The organism is Pseudomonas sp. D3-10 (genome assembly GCF_051132175.1).
GTDB lineage: Bacteria > Pseudomonadota > Gammaproteobacteria > Pseudomonadales > Pseudomonadaceae > Aquipseudomonas.
Window position 1 is genome coordinate 3,407,271 of the sequence record NZ_CP071668.1, and the last position, 23,668, is coordinate 3,430,938.

Annotated in this window: 15 protein-coding genes and 1 riboswitch; of the genes, 8 read left to right on the top strand and 7 right to left on the bottom strand. The window is 61.8% G+C overall.

The features are described 5' to 3' along the window. Positions 1 to 139 precede the first annotated feature (139 nt). The 4 genes from cobN to J3P90_RS15265 all read right to left on the bottom strand — a co-directional run bounded on the left by cobN (position 140) and on the right by J3P90_RS15265 (position 7,909). On the bottom strand, positions 140 to 3,913 hold the full coding sequence (gene cobN, locus J3P90_RS15250) for a cobaltochelatase subunit CobN (RefSeq protein WP_434674984.1): 3,774 nt from the start codon (positions 3,911 to 3,913) through the stop codon (positions 140 to 142). Between the two features lie 3 nt (positions 3,914 to 3,916). Beyond that, entirely contained in the window at positions 3,917 to 4,981 is a 1,065-nt protein-coding gene (gene cobW, locus J3P90_RS15255) for a cobalamin biosynthesis protein CobW (RefSeq protein ID WP_420767731.1), read from the bottom strand. 99 nt (positions 4,982 to 5,080) lie between these two features. Continuing rightward, positions 5,081 to 5,317, bottom strand: a riboswitch (cobalamin riboswitch). Positions 5,318 to 5,421: 104 nt separating this feature from the next. After that, positions 5,422 to 6,558 carry a glycerate kinase gene (locus tag J3P90_RS15260; protein WP_434674985.1) on the bottom strand — a complete coding sequence of 379 codons (1,137 nt, stop codon included), beginning with the start codon at positions 6,556 to 6,558 and terminating at the stop codon, positions 5,422 to 5,424. A gap of 226 nt (positions 6,559 to 6,784) precedes the next feature. After that, positions 6,785 to 7,909, bottom strand: coding sequence for a sugar diacid recognition domain-containing protein (locus J3P90_RS15265; RefSeq protein WP_434674986.1), 1,125 nt, complete (start codon positions 7,907 to 7,909; stop codon positions 6,785 to 6,787). A 193-nt stretch (positions 7,910 to 8,102) separates the two neighbouring features. Between J3P90_RS15265 and J3P90_RS15270 the strand changes: the two genes are divergently transcribed. From J3P90_RS15270 to J3P90_RS15290, 5 genes are all read left to right on the top strand, one after another. Further along, positions 8,103 to 9,413, top strand: a complete 1,311-nt coding sequence (locus J3P90_RS15270) for an MFS transporter (protein WP_434563637.1) — start codon at positions 8,103 to 8,105, stop codon at positions 9,411 to 9,413. Between the two features lie 134 nt (positions 9,414 to 9,547). Then, positions 9,548 to 10,561 carry an aldo/keto reductase gene (locus J3P90_RS15275; protein ID WP_434674987.1) on the top strand — a complete coding sequence of 338 codons (1,014 nt, stop codon included), beginning with the start codon at positions 9,548 to 9,550 and terminating at the stop codon, positions 10,559 to 10,561. A gap of 157 nt (positions 10,562 to 10,718) precedes the next feature. Continuing rightward, positions 10,719 to 11,603, top strand: coding sequence for an EamA family transporter RarD (gene rarD, locus J3P90_RS15280; RefSeq protein ID WP_420767726.1), 885 nt, complete (start codon positions 10,719 to 10,721; stop codon positions 11,601 to 11,603). Between the two features lie 117 nt (positions 11,604 to 11,720). Further along, positions 11,721 to 15,173: a hypothetical protein gene (locus tag J3P90_RS15285; protein ID WP_434674988.1), complete on the top strand. Its 3,453-nt coding sequence runs from the start codon at positions 11,721 to 11,723 to the stop codon at positions 15,171 to 15,173. A gap of 100 nt (positions 15,174 to 15,273) precedes the next feature. Further along, on the top strand, positions 15,274 to 18,183 hold the full coding sequence (locus tag J3P90_RS15290) for a hypothetical protein (RefSeq protein WP_434674989.1): 2,910 nt from the start codon (positions 15,274 to 15,276) through the stop codon (positions 18,181 to 18,183). 172 nt (positions 18,184 to 18,355) lie between these two features. On the opposite strand, the gene hppD is transcribed toward J3P90_RS15290, so the two are convergent. Together hppD and J3P90_RS15300 are read right to left on the bottom strand one after the other, a co-directional pair. Further along, positions 18,356 to 19,432 (bottom strand): 4-hydroxyphenylpyruvate dioxygenase, encoded by a 1,077-nt coding sequence (gene hppD / locus J3P90_RS15295; protein ID WP_434610981.1) that lies wholly within the window; start codon positions 19,430 to 19,432, stop codon positions 18,356 to 18,358. 250 nt (positions 19,433 to 19,682) lie between these two features. Continuing rightward, positions 19,683 to 20,627, bottom strand: a complete 945-nt coding sequence (locus tag J3P90_RS15300; RefSeq protein WP_434674990.1) for a DMT family transporter — start codon at positions 20,625 to 20,627, stop codon at positions 19,683 to 19,685. A gap of 128 nt (positions 20,628 to 20,755) precedes the next feature. Between J3P90_RS15300 and J3P90_RS15305 the strand changes: the two genes are divergently transcribed. Together J3P90_RS15305 and J3P90_RS15310 are read left to right on the top strand one after the other, a co-directional pair. Beyond that, on the top strand, positions 20,756 to 21,628 hold the full coding sequence (locus J3P90_RS15305; RefSeq protein WP_420767721.1) for a LysR family transcriptional regulator: 873 nt from the start codon (positions 20,756 to 20,758) through the stop codon (positions 21,626 to 21,628). A gap of 317 nt (positions 21,629 to 21,945) precedes the next feature. Beyond that, positions 21,946 to 22,311 (top strand): histone-like nucleoid-structuring protein, MvaT/MvaU family, encoded by a 366-nt coding sequence (locus J3P90_RS15310; protein ID WP_420767720.1) that lies wholly within the window; start codon positions 21,946 to 21,948, stop codon positions 22,309 to 22,311. 92 nt (positions 22,312 to 22,403) lie between these two features. Here J3P90_RS15310 and J3P90_RS15315 read toward each other — a convergent pair whose 3' ends face one another. Continuing rightward, positions 22,404 to 22,934: a DUF4946 domain-containing protein gene (locus tag J3P90_RS15315; protein WP_434650759.1), complete on the bottom strand. Its 531-nt coding sequence runs from the start codon at positions 22,932 to 22,934 to the stop codon at positions 22,404 to 22,406. A 147-nt stretch (positions 22,935 to 23,081) separates the two neighbouring features. Here J3P90_RS15315 and gloA point away from each other — a divergent pair, with 147 nt between their 5' ends. Next, positions 23,082 to 23,603, top strand: a complete 522-nt coding sequence (gene gloA, locus J3P90_RS15320) for a lactoylglutathione lyase (protein WP_420767718.1) — start codon at positions 23,082 to 23,084, stop codon at positions 23,601 to 23,603. The last annotated feature ends 65 nt before the right edge of the window (positions 23,604 to 23,668 follow it).

Consider the following 23,668-nt stretch of genomic DNA (forward strand, 5'->3'; position numbering starts at 1 on the left):
TGGCGAGGGAGCTTGCTCCCGCTGTGCCGCGCAGCGGCCCCAAGAACCTTTGGTCACGCTGCTGTTCTGGATGACGACTGCTTCGCAGCCGAGCGGGAGCAAGCTCCCTCGCCACCAGCGGCCGTCATCCGTCGGTAAGTCAGCCATCTTCTTCGATGTCCAGCAGCAGGTTTTCCAGCGCCTCGCGATAATCCCCCGGCGCCTGCCACATCCCCCGCTGCTGCGCTTCGAGCATCCGCTCGGTCATGTCCCGCAGGGCGTCGGGGTTGTGCTGCCGGACGAAGTCACGGGTATGCGGATCGAGCAAATAGGCATCGGCCAGCAAGGCGTACTGGTGGTCTTCGATCAACTGGGTGGTGGCGTCGAAGGCGAACAGGTTGTCCACCGTCGCCGCCAGTTCGAACGCGCCTTTGTAGCCATGACGCTTGACCCCGTCGATCCACTTCGGATTGGCCGCGCGGGAACGGATGACTCGGTTGAGTTCTTCTTTCAAGGTACGGATCTTCGGCAGATCCGGTTGGCTGTGATCGCCGTGATAACTGGCGGCGGTTTCGCCGCTGAGGGTTTCCACGGCTGCGAGCATGCCGCCCTGGAATTGGTAGTAATCGTTGGAGTCGAGCAGGTCGTGCTCACGGTTGTCCTGGTTCTGCAACACCGCTTGCACCTGGCTCAGGCGCCGGGAAAATTGCGCCCGGGCGGCGGTGCCTTCGTCGCCCGCACCATACGCATAACCGCCCCAGTTGAGGTACACCTCGGCGAGGTCTTCGCGACTCTGCCAGAGTCGACCGTCGATGGCCCCCTGTACGCCCGCCCCATAGGCGCCGGGCTTGGCGCCGAAAATCCGCCAGCCGGCCTGGCGCGCCGCGTCTTCCATGGGCAAGCCCGATTGCAGCAAGGCTTCGCGCTCGGCATGCACTTTGGCCGCCAGCGGGTTCATGTCATCGGGTTCATTCAGGGCCGCTACGGCTTGCACCGCCGCATCGAACAAGCGGATCAGATTGGCGAAGGCGTCCCGGAAGAACCCGGACACCCGCAACGTCACATCCACCCGAGGCCGGTCCAGCAGGCTCAACGGCAGGATCTCGAAATCGTCGACCCGCTGGCTGCCCGTGGCCCACACCGGACGCACGCCCATCAGCGCCATGGCCTGGGCAATGTCGTCGCCGCCGGTGCGCATGGTGGCGGTGCCCCACACCGACAGGCCGAGCTGGCGCAGGTGATCGCCGTGGTCTTGCAGGTGCCGCTCCAGAATCAGGCTCGCCGACTGAAAACCGATGCGCCACGCCGTGGTGGTGGGCAAGTTGCGCACGTCGACGGAGAAGAAGTTGCGCCCGGTGGGCAGCACATCCAAGCGTCCGCGACTCGGCGCGCCACTGGGGCCGGCCGGTACGAAACGCCCGCCCAATGCGTCGAGCAAGCCGCCCATTTCCGCCGAGCCACAGGCATCCAGGCGTGGCGCGACGACGGCACGCAGGTGGTCGATGATGCCGTGCACCGTCTCCCAACCCGGCGCGTCGAGCTGCGCGATATCGCCGGCCAAGGCTTGCTCGATCAGTCGCGCCGCGAACAGCTCCAGACGCTCACGGCTGTCGCCGACGGTGCGCCAGGGCTCATCGCTGACGTCGCGCAAAGCCTCGGGACGCTCGCCGGCCCAAGGCTCGGCCAAGGTGCAATCGAGCGGATCGAAGCCCAACCCGAACGCCTTGGCCAGGGCCCGCAGCAGGCTCGACTGGGCGCCCTTGCCGTCGCCACGGGGAATGCGCAGCAATGCCAGCAAGGTGTCGATGCGCAGCCGTCCGCTCGGCGACTCGCCAAAAATATGCAGGCCATCGCGAATCTGCGATTCCTTCAGGTCGCACAGGTAGGTGTCCAGGCGCGGCAGCCAGATCGCCGCGTCGGCGTCGCTGTCGAGGCCGGCGTCGAGTTGCAGCTCGCGGTCGATATGCGTCTCGCGCACCAGGGCCAGGATGTCCCGTTGCAATTCCCTGGCGCGGCGCGGATCGAGCAATTGCGCCTCGTAGTATTCGTCAGCCAGCAGCTCCAGGTTGCGCAGCGGCCCGTAGGTTTCGGCGCGGGTCAGCGGTGGCATCAGGTGGTCGATGATCACCGCCTGGGTACGCCGCTTGGCCTGAGCGCCCTCGCCCGGGTCGTTGACGATGAACGGATAGATGTTTGGCAGCGGCCCAAGCAGCGCGTCCGGCCAGCAGTTTTCCGACAGCCCGACGCCCTTGCCCGGCAGCCATTCGAGGTTACCGTGCTTGCCGACGTGGATCACGGCGTGAGCGCCGTAGGTGTGGCGCAACCAGAAATAGAACGCCAGGTAGCCATGGGGCGGCACCAGGTCCGGGTCGTGGTACACCGCGCTCGGATCGACCTGATACCCCCGCGCCGGCTGAATGCCGACGAACGTCAGGCCCAGGCGCAGGCCGGCGATCATCAAGCGGCCGTCACGGAACATCGGGTCCTGCTCGGGTGCGCCCCAACGTTCCAGCACCGCTTGGCGATTGGCCTCGGGCAGCGCGTCGAACAGGGCCCGGTACGCGTCGACGGCCAGGCTCTGATGACAAGGCCTCAGGTCGAGGCTGTCCAGGTCGTTGGTGACGCCGCCGAGCAACTGCCGGATCAGCGCGGTGCCGCTGGCCGGCAGCTCGGTGGTCAGCGGATAACCCTCGGCCTGCATCGCCCGCAGAATATTCAGCGCCGCCGCTGGCGTGTCCAGGCCGACGCCGTTGCCGATGCGTCCGTCCCGGGTCGGGTAGTTGGCCAGGATCAGCGCCACGCGCTTTTCGCCGTTGGGCAGGCGCGCCAGGGTGGTCCAGCGGCGGGCCAGTCCAGCGACAAAATCCATGCGTTCGGGTATCGCCCGGTAGCAGACTACATCGCTCTGGCTGCGCTCGCTGCGCCAGGCCAGGTCCTTGAAACTGATGGGCCGGCTGATGATTCGCCCGTCCAGTTCCGGCAAGGCGATGTGCATCGCCAGGTCCCGTGGGCCCAGGCCTTGTTCGCTGGCGCGCCAGCCGGGTTCGTTGTCCTGGGCGCAGATCGCCTGGATCATCGGGATATCGCGGCGAAACGGCCGCAAGTGCGGCGCTTCCGGACTCGATTGTGCAAAGCCGGTGGTGTTGAGAATAACCCCCGTTGCCACTTCGTCCAGCCAGTCTTCCACCTGTGCCAGACAACCGGGTTCCTTGAGGCTCGCCACGGCGATTGGCAAAGGGTTGAGTCCCGCCGCTTGCAGCCGCTGGCAGAACACGTCGATGAACGCGGTGTTCGCGGCTTGCAGGTGGGAGCGATAAAACAACAGCGCCGCGACGGGATCGCCTGCCCGCCAGTCCGCTTGCCAATCATTCAGGGTCGCGTTGGTTTTTTCCGGGTGATAGATCGCCGTGCGCGCCAGGGGCTGGGGCTCGCCCCACGGATAATCGCGGGCAAACCATTGGCTGCCCAGGTGACGGAACAGGTTAAGGGCGTTTTCCAATCCGCCTTGACGAAGAAACTGCCAGAGCCGATCGCGGTGCTCGGCGGACACGTTGCTCAGGTCGCTGAGCTCCGGGTCCGGACGGTCGTCCCCCGGCACCAGGATCAGTTTCACCCCGCGCCCGGCCAGTTCCACCAGGCGCTCGACGCCGTAGCGCCAATAGCCGATGCCTCCGTGCAACGACAGCAGGATGACCTTGGCGTGGCGCAATACATCTTCAACGTACAGATCCACCGAGGCGTGGTTCTGCACTTGCATCGGGTTGGCGAGGCGAAACTGCGGAAAATCGTCCGGCAACTGCCGCGCCGCTTCTGCCAGCAGCGCCAGGCTGGAATCGCCGCTGCACAGGATCACCAGCTCGGCGGGGGTTTGCCCGAGGTCGGCGATGTTGTCATCCGACACGAAACCACCGGGCTGGGTCCTGAGCAGGTGCATGGTTTAGACGCTGAGGGCGGCGCGCAACTGCGCTTCGAGCAGCCCGGCGTCCAGGGCCTGGCCGATCAGTACCAGACGTGTGACGCGCGCTTCATCGGCGCCCCACTGGCGGTCGAAGTGCTTGTCGAAGCGCGTGCCCACACCTTGGATCAACAGGCGCATCGGCTTGTTCGGGATGGCCGCGAAGCCCTTGACCCGCAACACGTCATGCTGAATTACCAGTTGCGTCAGCGCGTCCAGCAGCAGGCTTTCGTCAGCTTGGGGCAGTTCGATGGAAATCGAATCGAAGGCATCGTGATCGTGGTCGTCGTCATCGCCGTCATGGTGGTGGTCGTGATGGCTGTGGCGGCTGTCGATGTGTTCCTCAGAGCCCGCGCCCAGGCCGATCAACACGTCCAGCGGCAGGCGACCGTTGCTGGCTTCGATGACCTTGACCGCTGGCGGCAGCTCTTCGGCGACTTCCAGGCGGACTTTGGCCAGGTCCTCGGGGTTGATCAGGTCGGCTTTGTTGAGGATCACCAGGTCGGCGCTCGCCAGTTGATCGGCGAACAGCTCGTGCAGCGGTGATTCATGGTCCAGGTTCGGGTCCAGCTTGCGCTGGGCATCGACCTTGTCCGGGAACGCGGCGAAGGTGCCCGCGGCCACGGCCGGGCTATCGACCACGGTGATGACCGCATCGACGGTGCAGGCGCTGCGGATTTCCGGCCATTGGAAGGCCTGGACCAGCGGCTTGGGCAAGGCCAGGCCGGAGGTTTCGATGAGGATGTGGTCGAGGTCGCCGCGACGCGCCACCAACTCACGCATCACCGGGAAGAACTCTTCCTGCACGGTGCAGCACAGGCAGCCGTTGGCCAGTTCATAGACGCGGCCGTTGGCTTCTTCTTCGGTGCAACCGATGGAGCACTGCTTGAGGATCTCCCCGTCAATGCCCAGTTCGCCGAACTCATTGACGATGACCGCGATACGTCGGCCTTGGGCGTTGTCGAGCATGTGCCGCAGCAAGGTGGTCTTACCCGACCCGAGGAAACCGGTGACGATGGTGACGGGGAGTTTGGCCAGTGTTTTCATCGGATGCCCTTTGGCAAGGTGGCGGGCAAACGGGACGACAACCACTGGCACAGGCGCGCGCGGAAGATTTCGCCACCGGATCACCCCGCCCGGTTGTAGTGAGAATCTGTTGTCGAGGCAGGTCTCCTGGCTGACGGCGGGCCAAATCGGCTTTTTTCAAAGCCGGGACTGACATTTTGCTGCGCCTTCCCGTGCGCCCGTTGTATAGGGCAAGCACAGTGGCCTTGCAGAAACAGCACCGTTCACAGTTGCGGGGGCAGCCGCGGCTTGGACCGCGTTCCCTTCTCAGGCTCTGTACGCGAACATTTCATACAGACCCTAGCTTCGGCGCGTGCCGAAGAACCTCGAAGGCGCAAGGCTACGCAGGGTGTGCGGGCGGGTCAATGTCCCAAGGCAATCTCCGACGACTGATGCGCCCTGGCGACTGCCCCAAGGGCAGGTCAGCGCGCCGCCACTCGCCAGAGCCGGGCGATGTCCCGGGCCCGCTCGGCCAGCAGGCGTGGCGCATCGGCGCAAGCTTCTTGTAGCGTCATCGGCCCATTCGCCAGGGCAAACGCGGCATCGATGCCGTGCTCATAAAGCGCTTCGTAGCCCTCCCCCAGCGTGCCGGCGATGACCACCACCGGTACGCCGCGCCGCTGGGCGATACGGGCCACGCCAAACGGCGTCTTGCCACGCAGGGTCTGGGCGTCGAAACGGCCTTCGCCGGTGATCACCAGGTCGGCGCCGTCGATCGCAGCGGCCAGGCCGGTCAATTGCGCGACGACTTCCACGCCGGTACGAAACTGCGCCTGGAGGAACGCCTTGGCGGCAAACCCCAGGCCGCCAGCGGCACCGCTGCCGGGTTCGTCGCGAACGTCGCGGTTCAACACCTGGGCACAATGTTCAGCAAAGTGCCCCAGCGCCCGGTCCAGTTGTTGCACCTGCTCGGCGGAGGCGCCTTTCTGCGGGCCGAACACGGCTGAAGCGCCATGGGCACCGCAAAGGGGGTTGTCGACATCGGCGGCAATCTCGAAGCACACGCCGGCCAGGCGCGGGTCCAGGTCGCCCAGGTCGATACGCGCCAGTTTGCCCAAGGCCAGGCCGCCGGGCGGCAGGGCTTGGCCCTGGTCGTCCAGCAATGCCGCGCCCAGTGCCTGCATCGCCCCGGCGCCGCCGTCGTTGGTGGCGCTGCCACCGATCGCCAGGATGACTCGGCTCGCCCCTTCATCCAAAGCGGCGCGGATCAGTTCGCCAGTGCCATAGGTGCTGCTGGAACAAGCGTCGCGCTGTCCCGGCGGCACCAGTTGCAGGCCGCTGGCCTCGGCCATCTCGATGATCGCCGTGCGGCTGTCGGGCAACCAGCCCCAGCGGGCTTGGACAGCGGCGCCCAGCGGGCCACGGACCCGCGCCTCGCGCCATTGGCCATCGCAGGCCGCGAGCACCGCCGCCACCGTTCCCTCGCCGCCATCGGCCATTGGGCACTTGATCAGCTGCGCGTCCGGCCAGACCTCGGCCAGCCCTCCTGCGATGGCGTCCGCCACGGCCTGGGCGCTGAGGCTGTCCTTGAACGAGTCGGGGGCGATGACTATTTTCATTTTTGTTCTCCGGTTCCGATGTACAGCATGCTGCCAGCTGACCGCGATTCTGACGCCGGTCCACCGCACAAAAGACCTTGGGCATTATTGGTCAAATTCACAAAGGATGGGTTGGCATTGCTGGCCTCTTCGCGAGCAGGCTCGCTCCCACATGGGAACTGCTGTGGTCGCATATTCTGTAATCACTGGAGATCAATGGTGGGAGCGAGCCTGCTCGCGAAGGGGGTCACTCCGGAAAATCTTGATTATGTGGCAACAGTTGAACCCCCAGGTACAACGCCAGCATCCCATCCAGCCTGAGCGGGTCGACGCCGCTGAGTTCGGCGATGCGTTCCATGCGATAGCGCAGGCTGTTGCGGTGGATGCCCAGGGCGTCGGCGCAGGCCTGGCTCTGGCCGTCGTGTTCGCACCAGCTTCGCAAGGTAGCGAGCAATTGGCCGTTGCTGTCCTTGGCGATCACTTTGCGCAACGGGCTGAGCAGTTCGTCGAGGGCATCATCGCTGCGATGCCGCCAGAGCAGCACCGGCAGTCGATAGCGATTGAGGAGCAGCAAGCGCGACTGCGGCAGGACATCGCGCCCGTACGCCAGCAGATCCGCCACCCGCCGGTAGCAACGGCGCAGCCCCGCCAGCCCCTCGGCCTGACCGCCCACAGCAACTCGCAGGATGCTCCAGCCCAGGCCATCGAGCTTGCCCAGCAGCCGCTCGTTCTCCACCGAGGCCGTGACCGGCCGGCACCAGAGCAAGGAGGATTTGGACGACGTCAGGCACCAGCTGTCCGGGTAGCGCGACATCAGCCAGGCGCTCAGCGATTCGACGGTTTGACCAGGGCCATGCTCCAAGCCCAATTCGAACAGATACGGTACGCGCGACAGCTGCGGCTTGAGGCCCATCTGCTGCGCTTCATCGAGCAACCTTGGCGAATCACCGGCATCGCCTAGCAGCAATGCCAGCAAGTCATCGCAACGCTGACGGCGCCATTGCTGCTCGGCCTGCTGGTTGCGCTGGCCGAGCAGCATTTCGGCGGTCATGCGCACCAGTTCGGCGTAAGTGCGCAATTGCGCGGGTTCGCCGGTAATGCCCAGCACGCCGATCAAGCGCTGGTCGAGCATCAATGGCAGGTTGATTCCCGGCTGTACGCCCTTGAGGTGGACGGCGGTGTGCTCGTCGATTTCCACCACCCGTCCGTTGGCGAGGACCAGTTGCGCGCCCTCGTGGCGGGTATTGATGCGCTCGCGCTCGCCGCTGCCGAGGATCAAGCCCTGGTTGTCCATGACGTTGACGTTATAGGGCAGAATCGCCATCGCCCGGTCGACGATGTCCTGCGCCAGGTCGTGATCGAGTTCGAACATGGGCGGTGTTCCTTGCAAGCGGCGTGATTGTTGTTTTGAGGTGCGTCACCCAGGGGATTGGTCAGGCGCACAGGGTCGGATTGCAAACGTTGTGCTGCGGCACAAAGACACGGGACCTTGGGCTGGCCGAGACTCAAGGGGCGGTCAACGTTACCCCTTGGCACGCCAAAATCATAATAAAGAGAGCCCCGTCATGTCCCAGAGCGCAGCAGCCCTCCTGGCTACCCCCGACGAAAAGAATACCGTCTACAAGCGCATCACCCTGCGTTTGATCCCGTTCATCTTCATCTGCTACCTGTTCAACTACCTCGACCGGGTGAACGTTGGCTTCGCCAAGTTGCAGATGCTCGACGCGTTGAAGTTCAGCGAAACCGTGTACGGCCTCGGCGCTGGGATTTTCTTCATCGGCTACGTGCTGTGCGGCGTGCCGAGCAACCTGGCCTTGACCAAATTCGGCCCTCGGCGCTGGATCGCCCTGATGATGATCACCTGGGGCACGCTGTCGACCTGCCTGCTGTTCGTCACCACCCCAACCCAGTTCTACACCTTGCGGCTGTTCACCGGGGCGGCTGAAGCCGGGTTCTTCCCTGGCGTCGTGCTGTACCTTTCGCAATGGTTCCCGACGTTCCGCCGTGGCCGGATCATGGCGCTGTTCATGTCGGCCATCCCAGTGTCGGGGCTGCTGGGCAGCCCGTTTTCCGGCTGGATTCTGAACCACTTCGCCGCCGGCCAGGGCGGCCTGGCGGGTTGGCAGTGGATGTTCCTGCTGCAAGGCATCCCGACAGTGATTCTCGGCGCCCTGGCGTTCTTCCTGCTCAGCGACACCTTCGCCAAGGCCACCTGGCTGACCGACCATGAACGCGCCGTGCTCACCGCCGACCACGCCGAAGACCTGGCCAACAAACCGAAAACCACCACAGACTCCCTGGCCGCCGTGTTCAAGAACCCGGCGATCTGGGCCTTCGGCCTGGTGTACTTCTGCATCCAGAGCGGCGTGTATGCGATCAATTTCTGGCTGCCGTCAATCATCAAGAACCTCGGTTTCAGCGATAACCTGGTGATCGGCTGGCTGAGTGCGATTCCCTATCTGCTGGCGGCGGTGTTCATGTTGCTGGTGGGGCGCTCGGCGGATCTGCACAAGGAGCGTCGCTGGCACTTGGTCGTGCCGATGCTGATGGGCGCGGTGGGGCTGCTGATCGCGGTGAACTTCGACACCACGCCGGCCATCGCCATCCTCGGCCTGTCCATCGCCACCATGGGCGCCCTCACCGGCCTGCCGATGTTCTGGCCGGTGCCCACCGCCCTGCTCAGCGCGGGCGCGGCGGCCGGCGGGCTGGCGTTGATCAACTCCATGGGCCAGATGGCCGGTTTCCTCAGCCCATACCTGGTGGGCTGGGTCAAGGACACCACTGGCTCGACCGATGCGGCGCTGTACCTGCTGGCCGGCGTGATCGTCTGCGGCAGCCTGTTGGCGCTGCGCATGACCCGCACCTTGCGGGCCTGACACCTCTTTTACCCTGTGGGAGCGAGCTTGCTCGCTCCCACAATTGATTTGTGGTGGTTTGAGAATTCTGTTTGATCCTTGCGGCGGTTCTGGTATTTGATTGAACCTTTCCCCATGAATAAAGGGATCTTGTCATGAGCTACCGCACGCTAGGCCATTCAGGGTTGCAAGTCTCGACGTTGACCCTGGGAACCATGATGTTCGGCGAACAGACCAGCACCGAAGATTCGCTGCGGATCATCGACAAGGCCTGGGACCAGGGCATCAACTTCATCGACACCGCGGACGTCTACACCGGCGGTCGCTCCGAAGAAATCGTCGGCGAGGCGATTGCCCATCGTCGCCATGAATGGGTGCTCGCCACCAAGGTCGGCTTCGGCCCGCCGGACGGTATGCCTAACCGCAGCGGCCTAAGCCGCAAGCATCTGTTCAATGGGATCGAGGCCAGCCTGACGCGCCTGGGCACCGATTACCTGGATATCTATTACCTGCACCGCGAAGACCACAACACCCCGCTGCACGTCACCGTGTCGGCCATCGGCGACCTGATTCGCCAGGGCAAGATCCGCTACTGGGGCCTGTCGAACTACCGAGGCTGGCGCATCGCCGAGGTGATCCGCATTGCCGACAGCCTGGGCATCGACCGCCCGGTCATCAGCCAACCGCTGTACAACATCGTCAACCGCCAGGCGGAAACCGAGCAGATCACAGCGGCGCAGAATTATGGCCTTGGCGTGGTGCCATTCAGCCCCCTGGCTCGCGGCGTGCTCAGCGGCAAGTACGCGCCAGACGTCGCACCGGACGCCAACAGCCGTGCCGGACGCCAGGACAAGCGCATCCTGGAAACCGAATGGCGGGTCGAGTCGCTGCGCATCGCCCAGCAGATACTGGAATACACCCAGGGCCGGGGCGTGGGCATCGTCGAGTTCGCCATCGCCTGGGTGCTGAACAACAATGCCGTCACCTCGGCCATCGTCGGGCCGCGCACCGAGGAGCAGTGGGATTCGTACACCAAGGCGCAGGCGGTGAAAATCACGACGGAGGATGAAGCGTTCATCGATTCGCTGGTGACACCGGGCCATGCCTCGACGCCGGGGTTCAATGATGTCGGCCATTTCGTGCCGGGGCGCGTGCCGCGTACGTCGTAACTTACACTGAGATCACCGTGGCGAGGGAGCGTGCTCCCGCTCGGCTGCGCAGCAGTCGCTCTTTGGGGCCGCTACGCGGCCCAGCGGGAGCAAGCTCCCTCGCCACGGGTAAACGGCTTTCCGTATCGTGCTGCAATTCCAATAACAAGAGGCATCCGTGTCCAAAGGCATCGCTCTATCGGTCTCGGCATCCGCCCTGTTCGCCGTCATGTACTACTACACCTCGCTGCTCGCGCCGCTGACGGGCCTGGAGATTTTCGGTTGGCGCATGTTGCTGACGATGCCGTGCATGACTGCGTTCATGCTGATCTCCCGTGAATGGAAACTCGTCTCGGATCTTGTCGCACGCCTGATCGCCACGCCGCGCTTGCTGCTGGGTGCAATGGCGTCATCGGCACTGATGGGGGCGCAGTTGTGGCTGTTCATGTGGGCGCCGCTCAACGGCTACAGCCTGGACGTGTCGCTGGGCTATTTCCTGCTGCCGCTATCGATGGTCCTGACGGGGCGCATCGCCTATGGCGAGCGCCTTTCGCGTCTGCAGAAAGCCGCGGTGTTTTTCGCTTCTCTCGGCGTGCTCAACGAGCTGTACCGGGTGGGTGGGTTTTCCTGGGCGACGTTACTGGTGGTGCTGGGCTATCCGATCTATTTCATCCTGCGCAAACGCCTGCGCACCGACAACCTGGGTGGGCTCTGGCTGGACATGACGTTGATGCTGCCGTTGGCGCTCTGGTTCGTGCAGAGCGGCGAACAAGGTTTCAAGGTTTTCAATCAACACCCGTGGCTGTCGCTGCTGATCCCGCTGCTCGGCGTCATCAGTGCCTCGGCCCTGGTGGCCTATATCGTTGCCAGCCGGTTGCTGCCCTTCAGCCTGTTCGGGCTGTTGAGCTACGTCGAGCCGGTGTTGTTGCTGGGGGTCGCGCTGCTGCTGGGTGAAAGCATCCAGGCTGAAGAATGGCTGACCTATATCCCCATCTGGATGGCCGTGGCGGTTCTGGTATTCGAAGGGTCCAAGCATATGGTGCGGCAACGGCGCCGGGCCTGACTGCCCCAGCTTGCATCACGAAACACTCTGCGCCCACGCGCCAGGTCCAGCTCCTTTATCATGCCCGCACGAACGCCAGGAGGGCGCTCGGCAGACCTTACGATAAAGGAATTATCGATGTCAGAACCTTCCCAAGGGCGATCCGCCCAACCAGGAGTGGAACGGATTCCACCTGTGGTGATCACCGATATCACGTCCCATCCGCTGCAACGTCTGCCCGAACATAACGACACGCAACCGGATAAAAAACCAACGCCCCGGGAACGGCTCACGCGTTTGGATGAACGCCTGGGGCCGGTGAAGATTGGCGAGTTGAGCATAAGCCGCGTCGACCTTTATCGCATGGGCGCACGCCTGGGCGACGACGGGACCGCAACAGACTCGGCACTTCTTTCGCAACCGGACGGAGCGCTGATCGATGCCGTCCGGTTCGATCCACTGATGATCGAGACTTACATCAAGGCGCACCCTTCGGGCAACGCCCCCGATGCGACCTCTCTGTTGTTCGAGCTCGCGTCCGTCCGATCCTCCAGCTCCCCCGCGATTCTTGAGCCAACACCAGGCCACGTCCCCAGCGGGTCGATGGACACGTTCGGCAAATTGCTCGATGCGTTGCAGGCGATGCAAGCGTTGCAGGGCCAACCCTTCGCACCGGGCATGCCAACCTGGGTCAACAACCTGAAGAGCCACGGTATGCTCACCGCTGCGCTGGGCATGCAGATCTACGGAATCTACGGTGGTCTGGTGGGGATCCGTGATGGCCTGAGAAACAGCGATCTGGCCGAGATAGCGGTCAGCTCCGGGGAAATCGGCGGTGAGCTCACTTCGGTCATGGTGGAGCACGGGCTGTTGAAGACCGGAAAACAAATGCTGCGCCAGGCTGACCGGGTGCTCATGGGCTTCAAGGCCACCGCCGTGGGCAAATGGCTGATCCGCAGCGCGGGCCTGATGGCCGGCATCCTCACGCTCCCTTTCGATATCTACCACGCCATCAATGCCTTCGACGCCGCCGCCAGATCCACGGGCAAGGAAGCCATGGACCATTACGTCTCGGCCGGCATGAGCGTGGCGAGCGCAGGCCTCTCGGTCGCGCTCGGGGCGGCGGCAATGGCGGGGTTCGGTCTGACCGGCGCGGTTGGGTTGGTGGCGTGCGCCGTCCTGATGGTGGGCGCAAGGGTCTACGGCGCAGCACGCCAGGTCGATGACATTGACGATTACATTGAGCTGAGCATCAACGAACGCTGGCGCTCGGGTTGGTTCGCGTTCACTGGGCAAGCGCTCGATACTCAAGTGATGGGACGCTACGAGGTTGCGCGCACCCGTGTCGGGTACACCCAGGCGCTGGTGGACCAGGCGCGCAAGCTGCTGGACGGCGAGCTGAAACCCAGCGTGGAAGCCCTCGTCAGCGGCCGCTTCGAAGTCAACATGCAACCGCTCAAGCACTGGAGACTGCACTGGGATGACGGCGAGCAGCCTTACCGGGAAGTGAGCACACCAGAGGTAGTGGAAAGCGACGATGTAATCGACGCATCTCGGGGGCTGGACAAGGCTCCCAGGGTGACCGTCGGTGAACCGGGCAAGGGCAAGGGCATCTATTGGCAGTTGGGTGGCGGCAACGACCAGGTCTTCGGCGTATACGACAAACCCAACTACTTCAGCTTCTCAACGGGTAAAAAGAGCCTGACGGGAGGTTCGGAGGATGATGCGTTCATGTTCCATGTGAACGAGACACTCAAGACGCCGGTCGTGGATGCCAGGAACGCGCTGCATGGCGGCGCGGGCAACGACACGCTGTCGTTGCAGGGTCGACTCCCGGACGTCAACGGCTCTTACGCCTATCTCGGCCTTGAAATCGATCTGCCCGGCGGACTCTCCCTGTTGAAGTCCCACGACGACACCCACCCTGCCCACTACGCAACGATCACCTCGATTGAAAACGTCGAGACACTGCCCCGTGGCTACAGCCGAGTCATCGGTGACCGGCACCCCAACCACATCACGCTCAATGGTATGGATGACCGAGCCACCGGTGGACGCGGCGATGATGTGTTCCGGCTGATGGGCAACTCCAGTCGGGTCGACGGTGGCCCCGGCACGGACCGTTACTACGTCGCCATCAACACTGGCGACATCCATATCACCGAGGATGGGACGGAGCCGAGCATCATTGAACTCGGCTATCCAGCGGAAGGGATCAAGGGTTGGGAAATCCAGGGCACGTCATTGAAGGTGACGTTATCCCATGATGCGCAGACAACGGATTTATTTCGCGAGCTGTGCATTGTCGATACGTATTGCCAGGTTGGGACTCAACGGGTCCTGCGTAATGACGCTCTGCTGTTCGTGACGCAAGATGGCTTCACTTTCAAGCCGGATCTGCCAGACGCTTTGCTCGCCCCGGAAGATCACCCCGTCAGCGCGATCATGGTGCATCAAGGCAAATCGCCGCCCGCGCCGGTCATTTTCAATGGTGAAAAAGTCGCCTCACGGGATCTCGTCTCCGAAAACTATTTCGTTGCCAGGGAATGCCCCGACCCTATCTTCGATATCCCGCAGCAACCGGCCAACGCAACCACCACGCTGTTCCTGGACCATGACGACAGCGAATTGGAAGCCGTCCACGCTCATTATCGCGTGGAGGTTTGCACCATCGGTTATTGGAACTGGCTGACCTACAGCGACATGAAGCTGGTGCTGCAATTCACCAACGGCACGCGGCTGACGCTCGATCATTGGATGAAGCATAACCAGGGTGTTGTGTCGAATGTCACGGGCATGTTGATGTCCACTGGCGTATCGCTCACGCGCGCCATCACTCTGGTCTTTCGTGACGGCACCTCCTACCGGGTGGGTACGGTACGGCCGTCATTCCACGATGATTATCAGAACCCGGGAACACGCGTGGTCGAGGGGCGCCATGTACTGCGCCGACGCCCTGGTCGTGCTGTCTTCCGGTCCCCGTCCCGTGAAGTCATACGCCTGCCTTCCAGACCGCAAAAAATCAGGTTGCCTGAACGCCAGCACACCAGCATTTACGAGCTGGAGGGCAACGCCTCCACTTACGAAGTACACCCCAGCCCTGGCGCCACCCTGCGCCTGTATACGACCAGCGCAACCGATTCGTCGGTGTGGAATATTCACGCCGACAGCTTTGACATGGATCTGGCCCGCAGCGATATCCGTGTCGGTAGGACCTGGGTCCTGCTCGGTGACGTGCGGTTGTTGCTCACGCCAGCGTCCGATGACCGGAAACCACCGGAAATTGTGCATGTGGAACTCGTGTCCGGCACCCGTTACCAGATCGACACCGATCTGGCGAAAGCGCGACTGTTGAGCATCAATGCCAGGTTCCATGCCGACATTGCCACGCTCCTGCGAGAAATCCAGGCCCATGAAGCTGATGGCAGCCTGGCGACGACATTTCTCAGCGTCGCTGGCGTTCGCCTCGCTGACGGCACGCCAGGCGCGATCTTCTATGACGTACTGGACCAGCGCTGGATTCTCGATAGCGACGACACGCAAGAAGTGAACAGCTCGGACCTGATGATCGGGACCGTTGCCCAGCACTGAACGGCACTCCCTCAACACGTCCAAGCAGCCAAGACCAACCCGTCCGCACGCGTCGGCACCGGCTGGCCGCTGCAACACGACACCTATCAAGGAAGAGAACATGTCTCCAAAAAAACCTGTGCGCCCGAAGGGCACAGACACGCCAGGCACCGATCCGGGCACGATTACCCTACCCGACGTCAGGCTGCCGCCTCATCTTGCATTGCCTGGGACCGGCATCCCGCCACGCCCCCACACGTCGACGTCCGAGCCCAGTGGCTCTGCCGGGGCTTCATCCCAGAAGAGCCCGCCGCCACCCGTCGAGCTGACGGACCCGACCAGTGGCGCCCCAACGGCTGCGCAGCCTTCGCCAAGGTCCTTGGATCGCTACGCGCTCAATCCACCCGAAGGGTTGCCACCGGCCCGCGCCGATGGTCTTCGGGTCAACGGCAACGGCAGCTACGTCGATCTGGACGACGGGAAAGTCGCCCGGGTCGTCCATGACCCTGCCTTGAACGCTTATTACGCGTGGGGCCTGAATGAACTGTCACCTTCGGGCCCGGCACTCTATCGGCCAACAGGCGCGGTGTCCTGGCGCGAAAACGCCTTCGCCACGAAGCTGCGGGCCTACCAACTGGGCAAGGACCAGCGAGCAGTATTCGATCGCAGGAACGAGGGGCTATCGAGCCAGTCCATCAAAGAGCGCGACGCTGCTTTAGGCCCTATTTACCGGACCCAACAGAACCAACTGAAAGAGGACGCCCGGTTATTCCTTCAAAACGCCCAACGGATCCCTCGTTCCGCCGCTCCTTCGTTGCTTGGCGTGGAGACATTTTCCAAGCTCATCGAGAAAATCTTCGAACACTCCCAAGGCCTGGTCATGACGGAGCGGTTTTCGGGCACCGGCAGCAAGATGCAACTGATCGACGCGATGCCGGCACTGGTCGCAAGCGGTGTAACGACGCTGTACCTGGATCGCTTGCGAATCGACATCGACCAGGTCGTCCTGGACGGGTTCGCCAGGACCGGTGTCCTCGACGCCAGACTGAAGCGTCGCCTGCACGCTCTCGACGTGAATGATGACGCGGTCCCGCCAACGCCCTACACCTATCAGAACCTGATCATCGCGGCGCGGGAAAATGGCATAAGGGTCCAGGCCCTGGACTGCGCCGCCAGGGCCCAGGCGGAACTGTCCGGAGACGACGGTTTCCGAGGCCTGTTCACGTATCACGCCAGCCAAGTGATCAACGCCGACCGCCTTAATCGTCCGCAAGGCAAGTGGGTCGCCCTGGTGGGAGCGTCCCAGTATCGTAAAAGGAACATCGCTCTTGAACAGGAGCAGCACGCCACGGTGACTTTCAGCTACCCCAACACGCCTGGCCTGGCCCAAGTGCAAGGTGTGATGAGCTTGCATGTCGAGGACCTTGCCCATGGCCCGAACCTGCAGATCATCCAGGACCCGTCGCTCGGGGCCGCTGATTTGAACCTGAACGTAGGGGGCCAGGGCATGAAGCCATTCGAGCTGCCCGTTCGTTACCGACGCGTTCTGGAACAAGACATTCGAAGTGCCAACCTTACGCAGGACCCCCATAGCCTTTTTGCGACAATACCGGTGCAGCGTGGTCTCGATGTCGAAACCGCCCAGAGGGAACGTTTCCAGCGCGCCAGGGATACCATCAGCGCCAGCCAGTACTTCTTCGAAGGCCAACCGGTCACCCGCCCCAGGCCGCGCACGCCGGCACTGCGACCTTACAGCCCACCCCCCGCTGTGCTTGAAAGCATTTACCGTGTATCCAATGGCCTGGTCTTGGGAGCGGCCTACAACGCCATCGGCGCCAGGAAGTTCTTGATCGACAACATGCCCGCCCTGAAGGAGCAGCAGGTCAAGACGCTCTACATGGAAAACCTGATCAGTGAATACGATCAACCCCGGCTGGATGCATTTGCCTCCAGCGGTGCGATGTCCGATCCTCTGAGGGCGAATCTCTGGCGCCAGGACGAACTCCAGCAGATACATCCCTCCAGCGCCCATTCGTTGGTCAACCTCATCACTGTTGCTCACCAGCACGGCATCAAGGTGCAGGCGCTCGACACGTCGATCACCTTCAGGGACGAAATGAGGCGGCACGCCCCCGAGCGCTCCAGGAACTTCAAGTACGTGGCCCATACCCTCATCGAGACCGACCAGGCCCACCGGGGCCCGCACAAATGGGTGGCGCTGGTAGAGAGCGGCCACGCCAATACCGCTCGAAACACCCCCGGATTGGCTGAACTGCAAGGTGCCGTCGGGGTACGCGTGGTCGATGCCGGCAGTCAACCCACGCGAGTGCTGCCCGATGAAGGAGAGATCGTTTCCAGTCTCTTGCCCATCGCACGACCAGCCGCTCACCGTACGCCCTCCGGCGCCGGGTACCTTTTTGTGAAGTCAGATCTGCTGCTGGAGATAAGTACCGGCACCCAGCTGATACGGCGGGCGCCCGTCAGCCCTGGCAAGTTGTTGAACAAGCCGAACGAATTCCTCATCGAACGCTCGGAAGATGGGTTTCAGCTATACCTGGCGAAACATCAGCTGGGGGACTTCAGCGTGTACCCCCTGCTTATGGCCGCTGACCAGCTATCGGTCGACATTCCCGACCTGTCCCAGCATTACCACCGGGTGTGGCAAGTCAACAGAGTGAAGTTCAAGGACATCGATGGGCTGGTGTGGGCGCTCAAGACTGCCGGTCTTAAACAGGTCAGCGGCACGACGGTGATTCCCGTCTCGCCGCTGCGCCTGATGGATAGGCACCCACGGCTGACCGATCCTGGCATGTACCTTGTCGAAACCAGACCGGAAGGCACCATGATCTTCCACCGTTCCAAGGACAGCTCGATCAAAAGAACGCTGGTCAGCAAGGATCAGTTGTCGGGCAAGCTTTATATCAATCGACCGGAATGGGGGCTTACCGAGCTTCGTCTGTTTGACAACCTGGACGCCCTCACGGCCCATCTGGATGAAGCGATTGGGTTGAAACGCGTGCAAAGCGCCTGACAAACAGCACCGGTCAAGCATTGATGCCGGACCTGCTCTGGCCAATATCCAGGGCGCGGGCGAGCTTGCTGGCGATAGCGCCACCACGGGCGGATGGATCGCCAGCGTAGCTTGCGCCGGGCAAAAAAAACCGCCCGGCATCAGGCCGGGCGGTGTTTGTGACACTCAGGCATTAGTCAGTAGTCAGCACACCACGGCGCACCTGGTCACGCTCGATCGACTCGAACAGCGCCTTGAAATTGCCCTCGCCGAAGCCATCGTCGCCCTTGCGCTGGATGAATTCGAAGAACACCGGGCCCATCAGGGTTTCCGAGAAAATCTGCAGCAGCAAACGCTTGTCGCCCTGCTCGGAAGCGCCATCGAGCAGGATGCCACGCGATTGCAGCTCCGCCACTGGCTCGCCATGATTCGGCAGACGGCCCTCGAGCATTTCGTAGTAGGTGTCCGGCGGCGCGGTCATGAAGCGCATGCCGATTTTCTTCAGCCCATCCCAGGTCTTGATCAGGTCGTCGGTGAGGAACGCCACATGCTGGATGCCCTCGCCGTTGAACTGCATCAGGAACTCTTCGATCTGGCCAGCGCCCTTCGAGGACTCTTCGTTCAGCGGAATGCGGATCATGCCGTCCGGCGCGGTCATGGCCTTGGAGGTCAAACCGGTGTATTCGCCCTTGATGTCGAAGTAGCGGATCTCGCGGAAGTTGAACAACTTCTCATAGAAGTTCGCCCAGTACGCCATGCGCCCGCGATACACGTTGTGGGTCAGGTGATCGATGATCTTGAGCCCCGCACCCACCGGATTGCGGTCGACACCTTCGAGAAACACGAAGTCGATGTCATAGATCGAGCTGCCTTCGCCAAAACGGTCGATCAGGTACAGCGGCGCGCCGCCGATGCCTTTGATCGCAGGCAGGTTCAGCTCCATCGGGCCGGTCTCGATATGGATCGGCTGGGCACCGAGTTCCAGGGCGCGCTTGTAGGCTTTTTGCGAGTCCTTGACGCGGAACGCCATGCCGCAAACCGACGGACCGTGTTCGGCGGCGAAGTAGGACGCCACGCTATTGGGCTCGTTGTTGAGGATCAGGTTGATCGCGCCCTGGCGATACAAGTGCACGTCCTTGGAGCGGTGGGTCGCTACCTTGGTAAAGCCCATGATCTCGAAGATCGGCTCCAGGGTGTTGGGCGTAGGGGATGCAAATTCGATGAATTCAAAGCCCATCAGGCCCATCGGGTTTTCGTATAGATCTGCCATGTCGGCGCCTCATCATGCTTATCAATTAACAAGAAACGTTAGTTGCCAGTGATGCTGAGGGCGCGCGGCGGCGCGCAGGAAATACCGCGGACGCTGCGGGCGAGGAAATCGCCATAGATCAGTTGAAACCCAAGTATCTTCATTGTCGACCCAAGGCTCTTGCGGGCGAGGCTTCTGCTGCCAGAAGACGTTATTCTTATATGCGTAAATCGATTCTACACAGCGTAACCACATTTGTCCGCCTTGGGTATCAAATCGCCTTTTTGGCCGAGCGTGCAAGGGGTTTGTTGCACAGGAAAATACCCATCAGGATCAGTCCCCCGCCCCCGCACATCAAGGCCGTAAGCCGTTCGTCCAATAGCAAGGCGCCCAGCAGGACCGCCGTCAGTGGATTGAGCGCGATGAACACGCCGGACCGGGTCGCGCCAATCCGGCGGATGCCGTCATACCAGGCGATATAGGCCAGCGCCGAGCCCAGTACGCCAAGGTACAACAGGCTCAGCCATTGCCCGGCATCCAGTGCGGTCAGCGCCGCGAAGCGAATCTCTCCCCCGGCCGCGCACGCTCCCCAGAGCATCAGCGTGCCCAGCAGGATCGACCAGGTCACCGTTTGCAAGGGGCCAAGGCTTTCATTCAGGCTTTTGGAAAATAGCGAGTAGATACCCCAGCCGAGCACGCAGCCGAAAATCAGCACGTCGCCTACCCACCCTTGCTCCGTTGTTTGTAGCAAGGCCGGGTCACGACCCACGATCACCAGACCCGCCCCGCCGAGACACAAGACGATGCCGGCGACTTTCAAGCGGCTCAGCCGCTCCTTGAATAACCACCAGGAGGCCAGCCCGATCACCGCGGGGTTCAACGCCACGATCAACGAGGCCCGCGACGCGCTGATGTATTGCAAACCATAAAAGAAACACAGGTTGTAGAAGAAAATACCGAAGAACCCCAGCATCGCCAGTTGCAAGCCCTGCTTCAGGCTGGGCCTGGCCAGAGGAATGCCGGCCACCCCGAGAAACACCAGCAGCGCGAGACTCGCCAGCAGAAAGCGCAGGCTGGCGGCCAGCATGGGCGCCAATGCATTGGAGAGGATCCGCCCGGCCACGAACGTCCCTCCCCAGATCATTGTGACCATGGCGAGCTTCAGGTAGACCGGCAGGTCGGAAGCGATCGGCATGGAATGTTCCATGGGTTTCATTGCTTTCATCTCATTCAAGGTCGTTCGGATGCCAGTGACGAGGGAGCTCTCTCGCCACGGTTTTCTCTGTCGCTCAAGTGCCGTATTATTCGCCTCATATCTTGTCATCGTAAAATGAGCTTTTACTCATGACCCTGACCCAACTCGAAATCTTTTCGCTGGTCGCCGAGCTGCGCGGCTTCACGGCAGCCGCGACACGGTTGGGCATCGGACAATCAGCGGTGTCGCACGCAATCAGGTCCTTGGAAAACGAACTGGGCGTCGAGCTGTTCAGGCGTCATCAGACCCTGGTGGAGCCCAGCGACATCGGCCAGCAATTGCTGCTGCGGGCCCGAGCCATGCTCGGCTTGGCCAACACGCTGCGCCAGGAAGCCGCGGATGCCCGAGGCATGCGCCGCGGAACCTTGCGCATCGGCTCGTTCGGCCCGACAGCCTCGATGAAGCTGTTGCCCGCTATCCTGGAACGCTTCAGGACCTTGCACCCGGGGATCGAAGTGCATGTCGACGAGGGGCCGGACCGGCAGGTTCTGCAATGGTTGGACGAACGCCGGATCGACGTCGGTTTCGTAGTCTTGCCGGAGGAACGCTTCGATACGTTCGCGTTGGTGACCGACCAGATGGTCGCCTTGCTCCCTGCTGCTCACGCCCTCGGGGATCGAACCCACGTGCAACTCAAGGATTTGTGCGACGACCCTTTCATTCTCACCGAGGCCGGCTCGTCGGAACTGGTCTGGCGACTGTTCAATGCCGCGCGCTTGACACCCAATGTCCGTTATCGCTGCTCGCAACTGCTCAGTACGCTCGACCTCGTCACTCGTGGCGACGCGGTGAGCGTAGTGTCCGAAGGCTCGTTGCCCCTGTTCGATAATCCTGGCTTCGTTGTTCGTCCTCTGTCGCCTCCCGTCCCACGACAGATCGGCCTGGCCGTACTCGATAGCCGCCAGGCCTCGCCGGCAACCCTGGCATTTATCGAGCTGGCACAGGCCGTTCAGCCGACTTGATTGCGCTTAACTTTCGATAGGGTTATCTATTAGCCCAACGGACTAGAGCACGCGATTGCATTACACCGCCTAGTACTGCTAACAGCTAATCTCGTCGCCAGTCGCTTGACGTCATCGGCCCGACTGATGGTAAAACGCCAACAGCTGTTACATAACGAAAAAGTTACGATTTACACTTTTCGGTTTAACTACTACAATTTTTTCTGCCTCTACCAGATAGCAGGAGAGTCATTAGTCACCGAGTCGCTACAAGGCGCCTGGCTTATAGCTTTGTTTGCGGTTGGTATCAGCCTTATATTTTGATTGGAGTAATTATATTGTCCAGACTCGCTGAATTTCGCAAAGCCGAAAAGGCCCTTCAAGAGCAGCTCGCGCAGCTGGAAGCTTTGAAGAATGACGCCGGGCTCAAGAAAGAAATCGAATTCGAAGAAAAGCTCCAAGGGCTGATGAAAACCTACGGCAAGGGCCTGCGCGACATCGTTGCGATCCTCGACCCGAGCCCGTCCAAATCAGGCCTGTCGTCGGGCAAGACGCCAAAGACCCGCCGTGCCCGCGTCGTCAAGGTCTATCAGAACCCGCACACGGGCGAACTGATCGAAACCAAGGGCGGCAACCATCGCGGTTTGAAAGCCTGGAAGGAAAAATACGGTGCGAGCACCGTCGATTCCTGGCTGCGCGGTTGAAAGCACTACAACGAAAAAAGCCCTGGCCTGCACCCAGGGCTTTTTTATGGGCCGAACTTTCGTATTGGCCCAAGAGTATTACGCTGAAAGCCTTATAATTTCAGGCTATTTCGTACCGACTGTATTTCATCCTGGCTTTCTACAAATACCTGCGCCTGCCCCGCATAGGACAACACGTAGGCATTACCCTCATTAAGTGCCGCGACGAGGGTCTGCGACAATACATGACGCCCGTTTTGCGTGATCGTGCAAGTGGTTTCCAAAGCGCTTACGCCGCCCAATACGGACGCGTGAATCTTATTGCAGACACTTTGATAGCCGCCTTGGAAAAAATCCTTCTGAATGGACTTTCTCATTTCCAACAGCACGCCTTGCAAGTTTACTTGATGGTCGGGCTCGACAGCCGACGCGGTCAACTCCATCACCATCACGGCATTGCCCGAACGGTCGCTTTTGGTGGCGCGCTGCCGACTGGTACCTTTGGCCGGGGCCGGTGCGTCGGCGGGCAGCGATTCGATGATCCATCCCGAGGGCCAGGTTACCTGTGGTTCGGCCGCCCCCACATCGACGCTCGACGCGACGGCAAACAACAGGACGAACAGCGAAGAAAGCGGTCGAAACATTGCGTTGCACTCAAGGACTGATCGTGAAGTCTGAAGCGCGACGCACCACCAGGCAATAGGCACGTTTGGCGATGCCACGCCCCTTGCGTATCATGGACGCACCTGCAAGGAAGCTAGCACAAGCCCCACTTATTTTTCGGAGGGCCCATGAGCCTGCAAGAACTCAATACTTTCCCTGGCGTCACCGCTCAACCCGATGCCGCAACGGCCAAATTCGTCTTCAACCACACCATGCTGCGGGTCAAGGACATTACCAAGTCCCTTGATTTCTACACCCGTGTGCTGGGTTTTTCCCTGGTGGAAAAGCGCGACTTTCCAGAGGCCGAATTCAGCCTGTATTTCCTTGCCCTGGTCGACAAGAACCAGATCCCGGCGGACGCGGCGGCGCGTACCGAGTGGATGAAATCGATCCCCGGCATCCTCGAACTGACGCATAACCACGGCACCGAAAACGATCCGGCGTTCACCTACCACAACGGCAACACCGACCCGCGCGGTTTCGGCCACATCTGCATCTCCGTGCCAGACGTGGTCGCCGCCTGCGAGCGCTTCGAAGCGTTGGGCTGTGACTTCCAGAAACGCTTGAGTGATGGCCGCATGAAAAGCCTGGCCTTCATCAAAGACCCGGACGGTTATTGGGTCGAGATCATCCAGCCTGCACCGTTGTAAGTTCTGCGGTCACAAAAAAACCCCATGAGCCAAGGCCCATGGGGTTTTATTTTTCCAGCGACCGG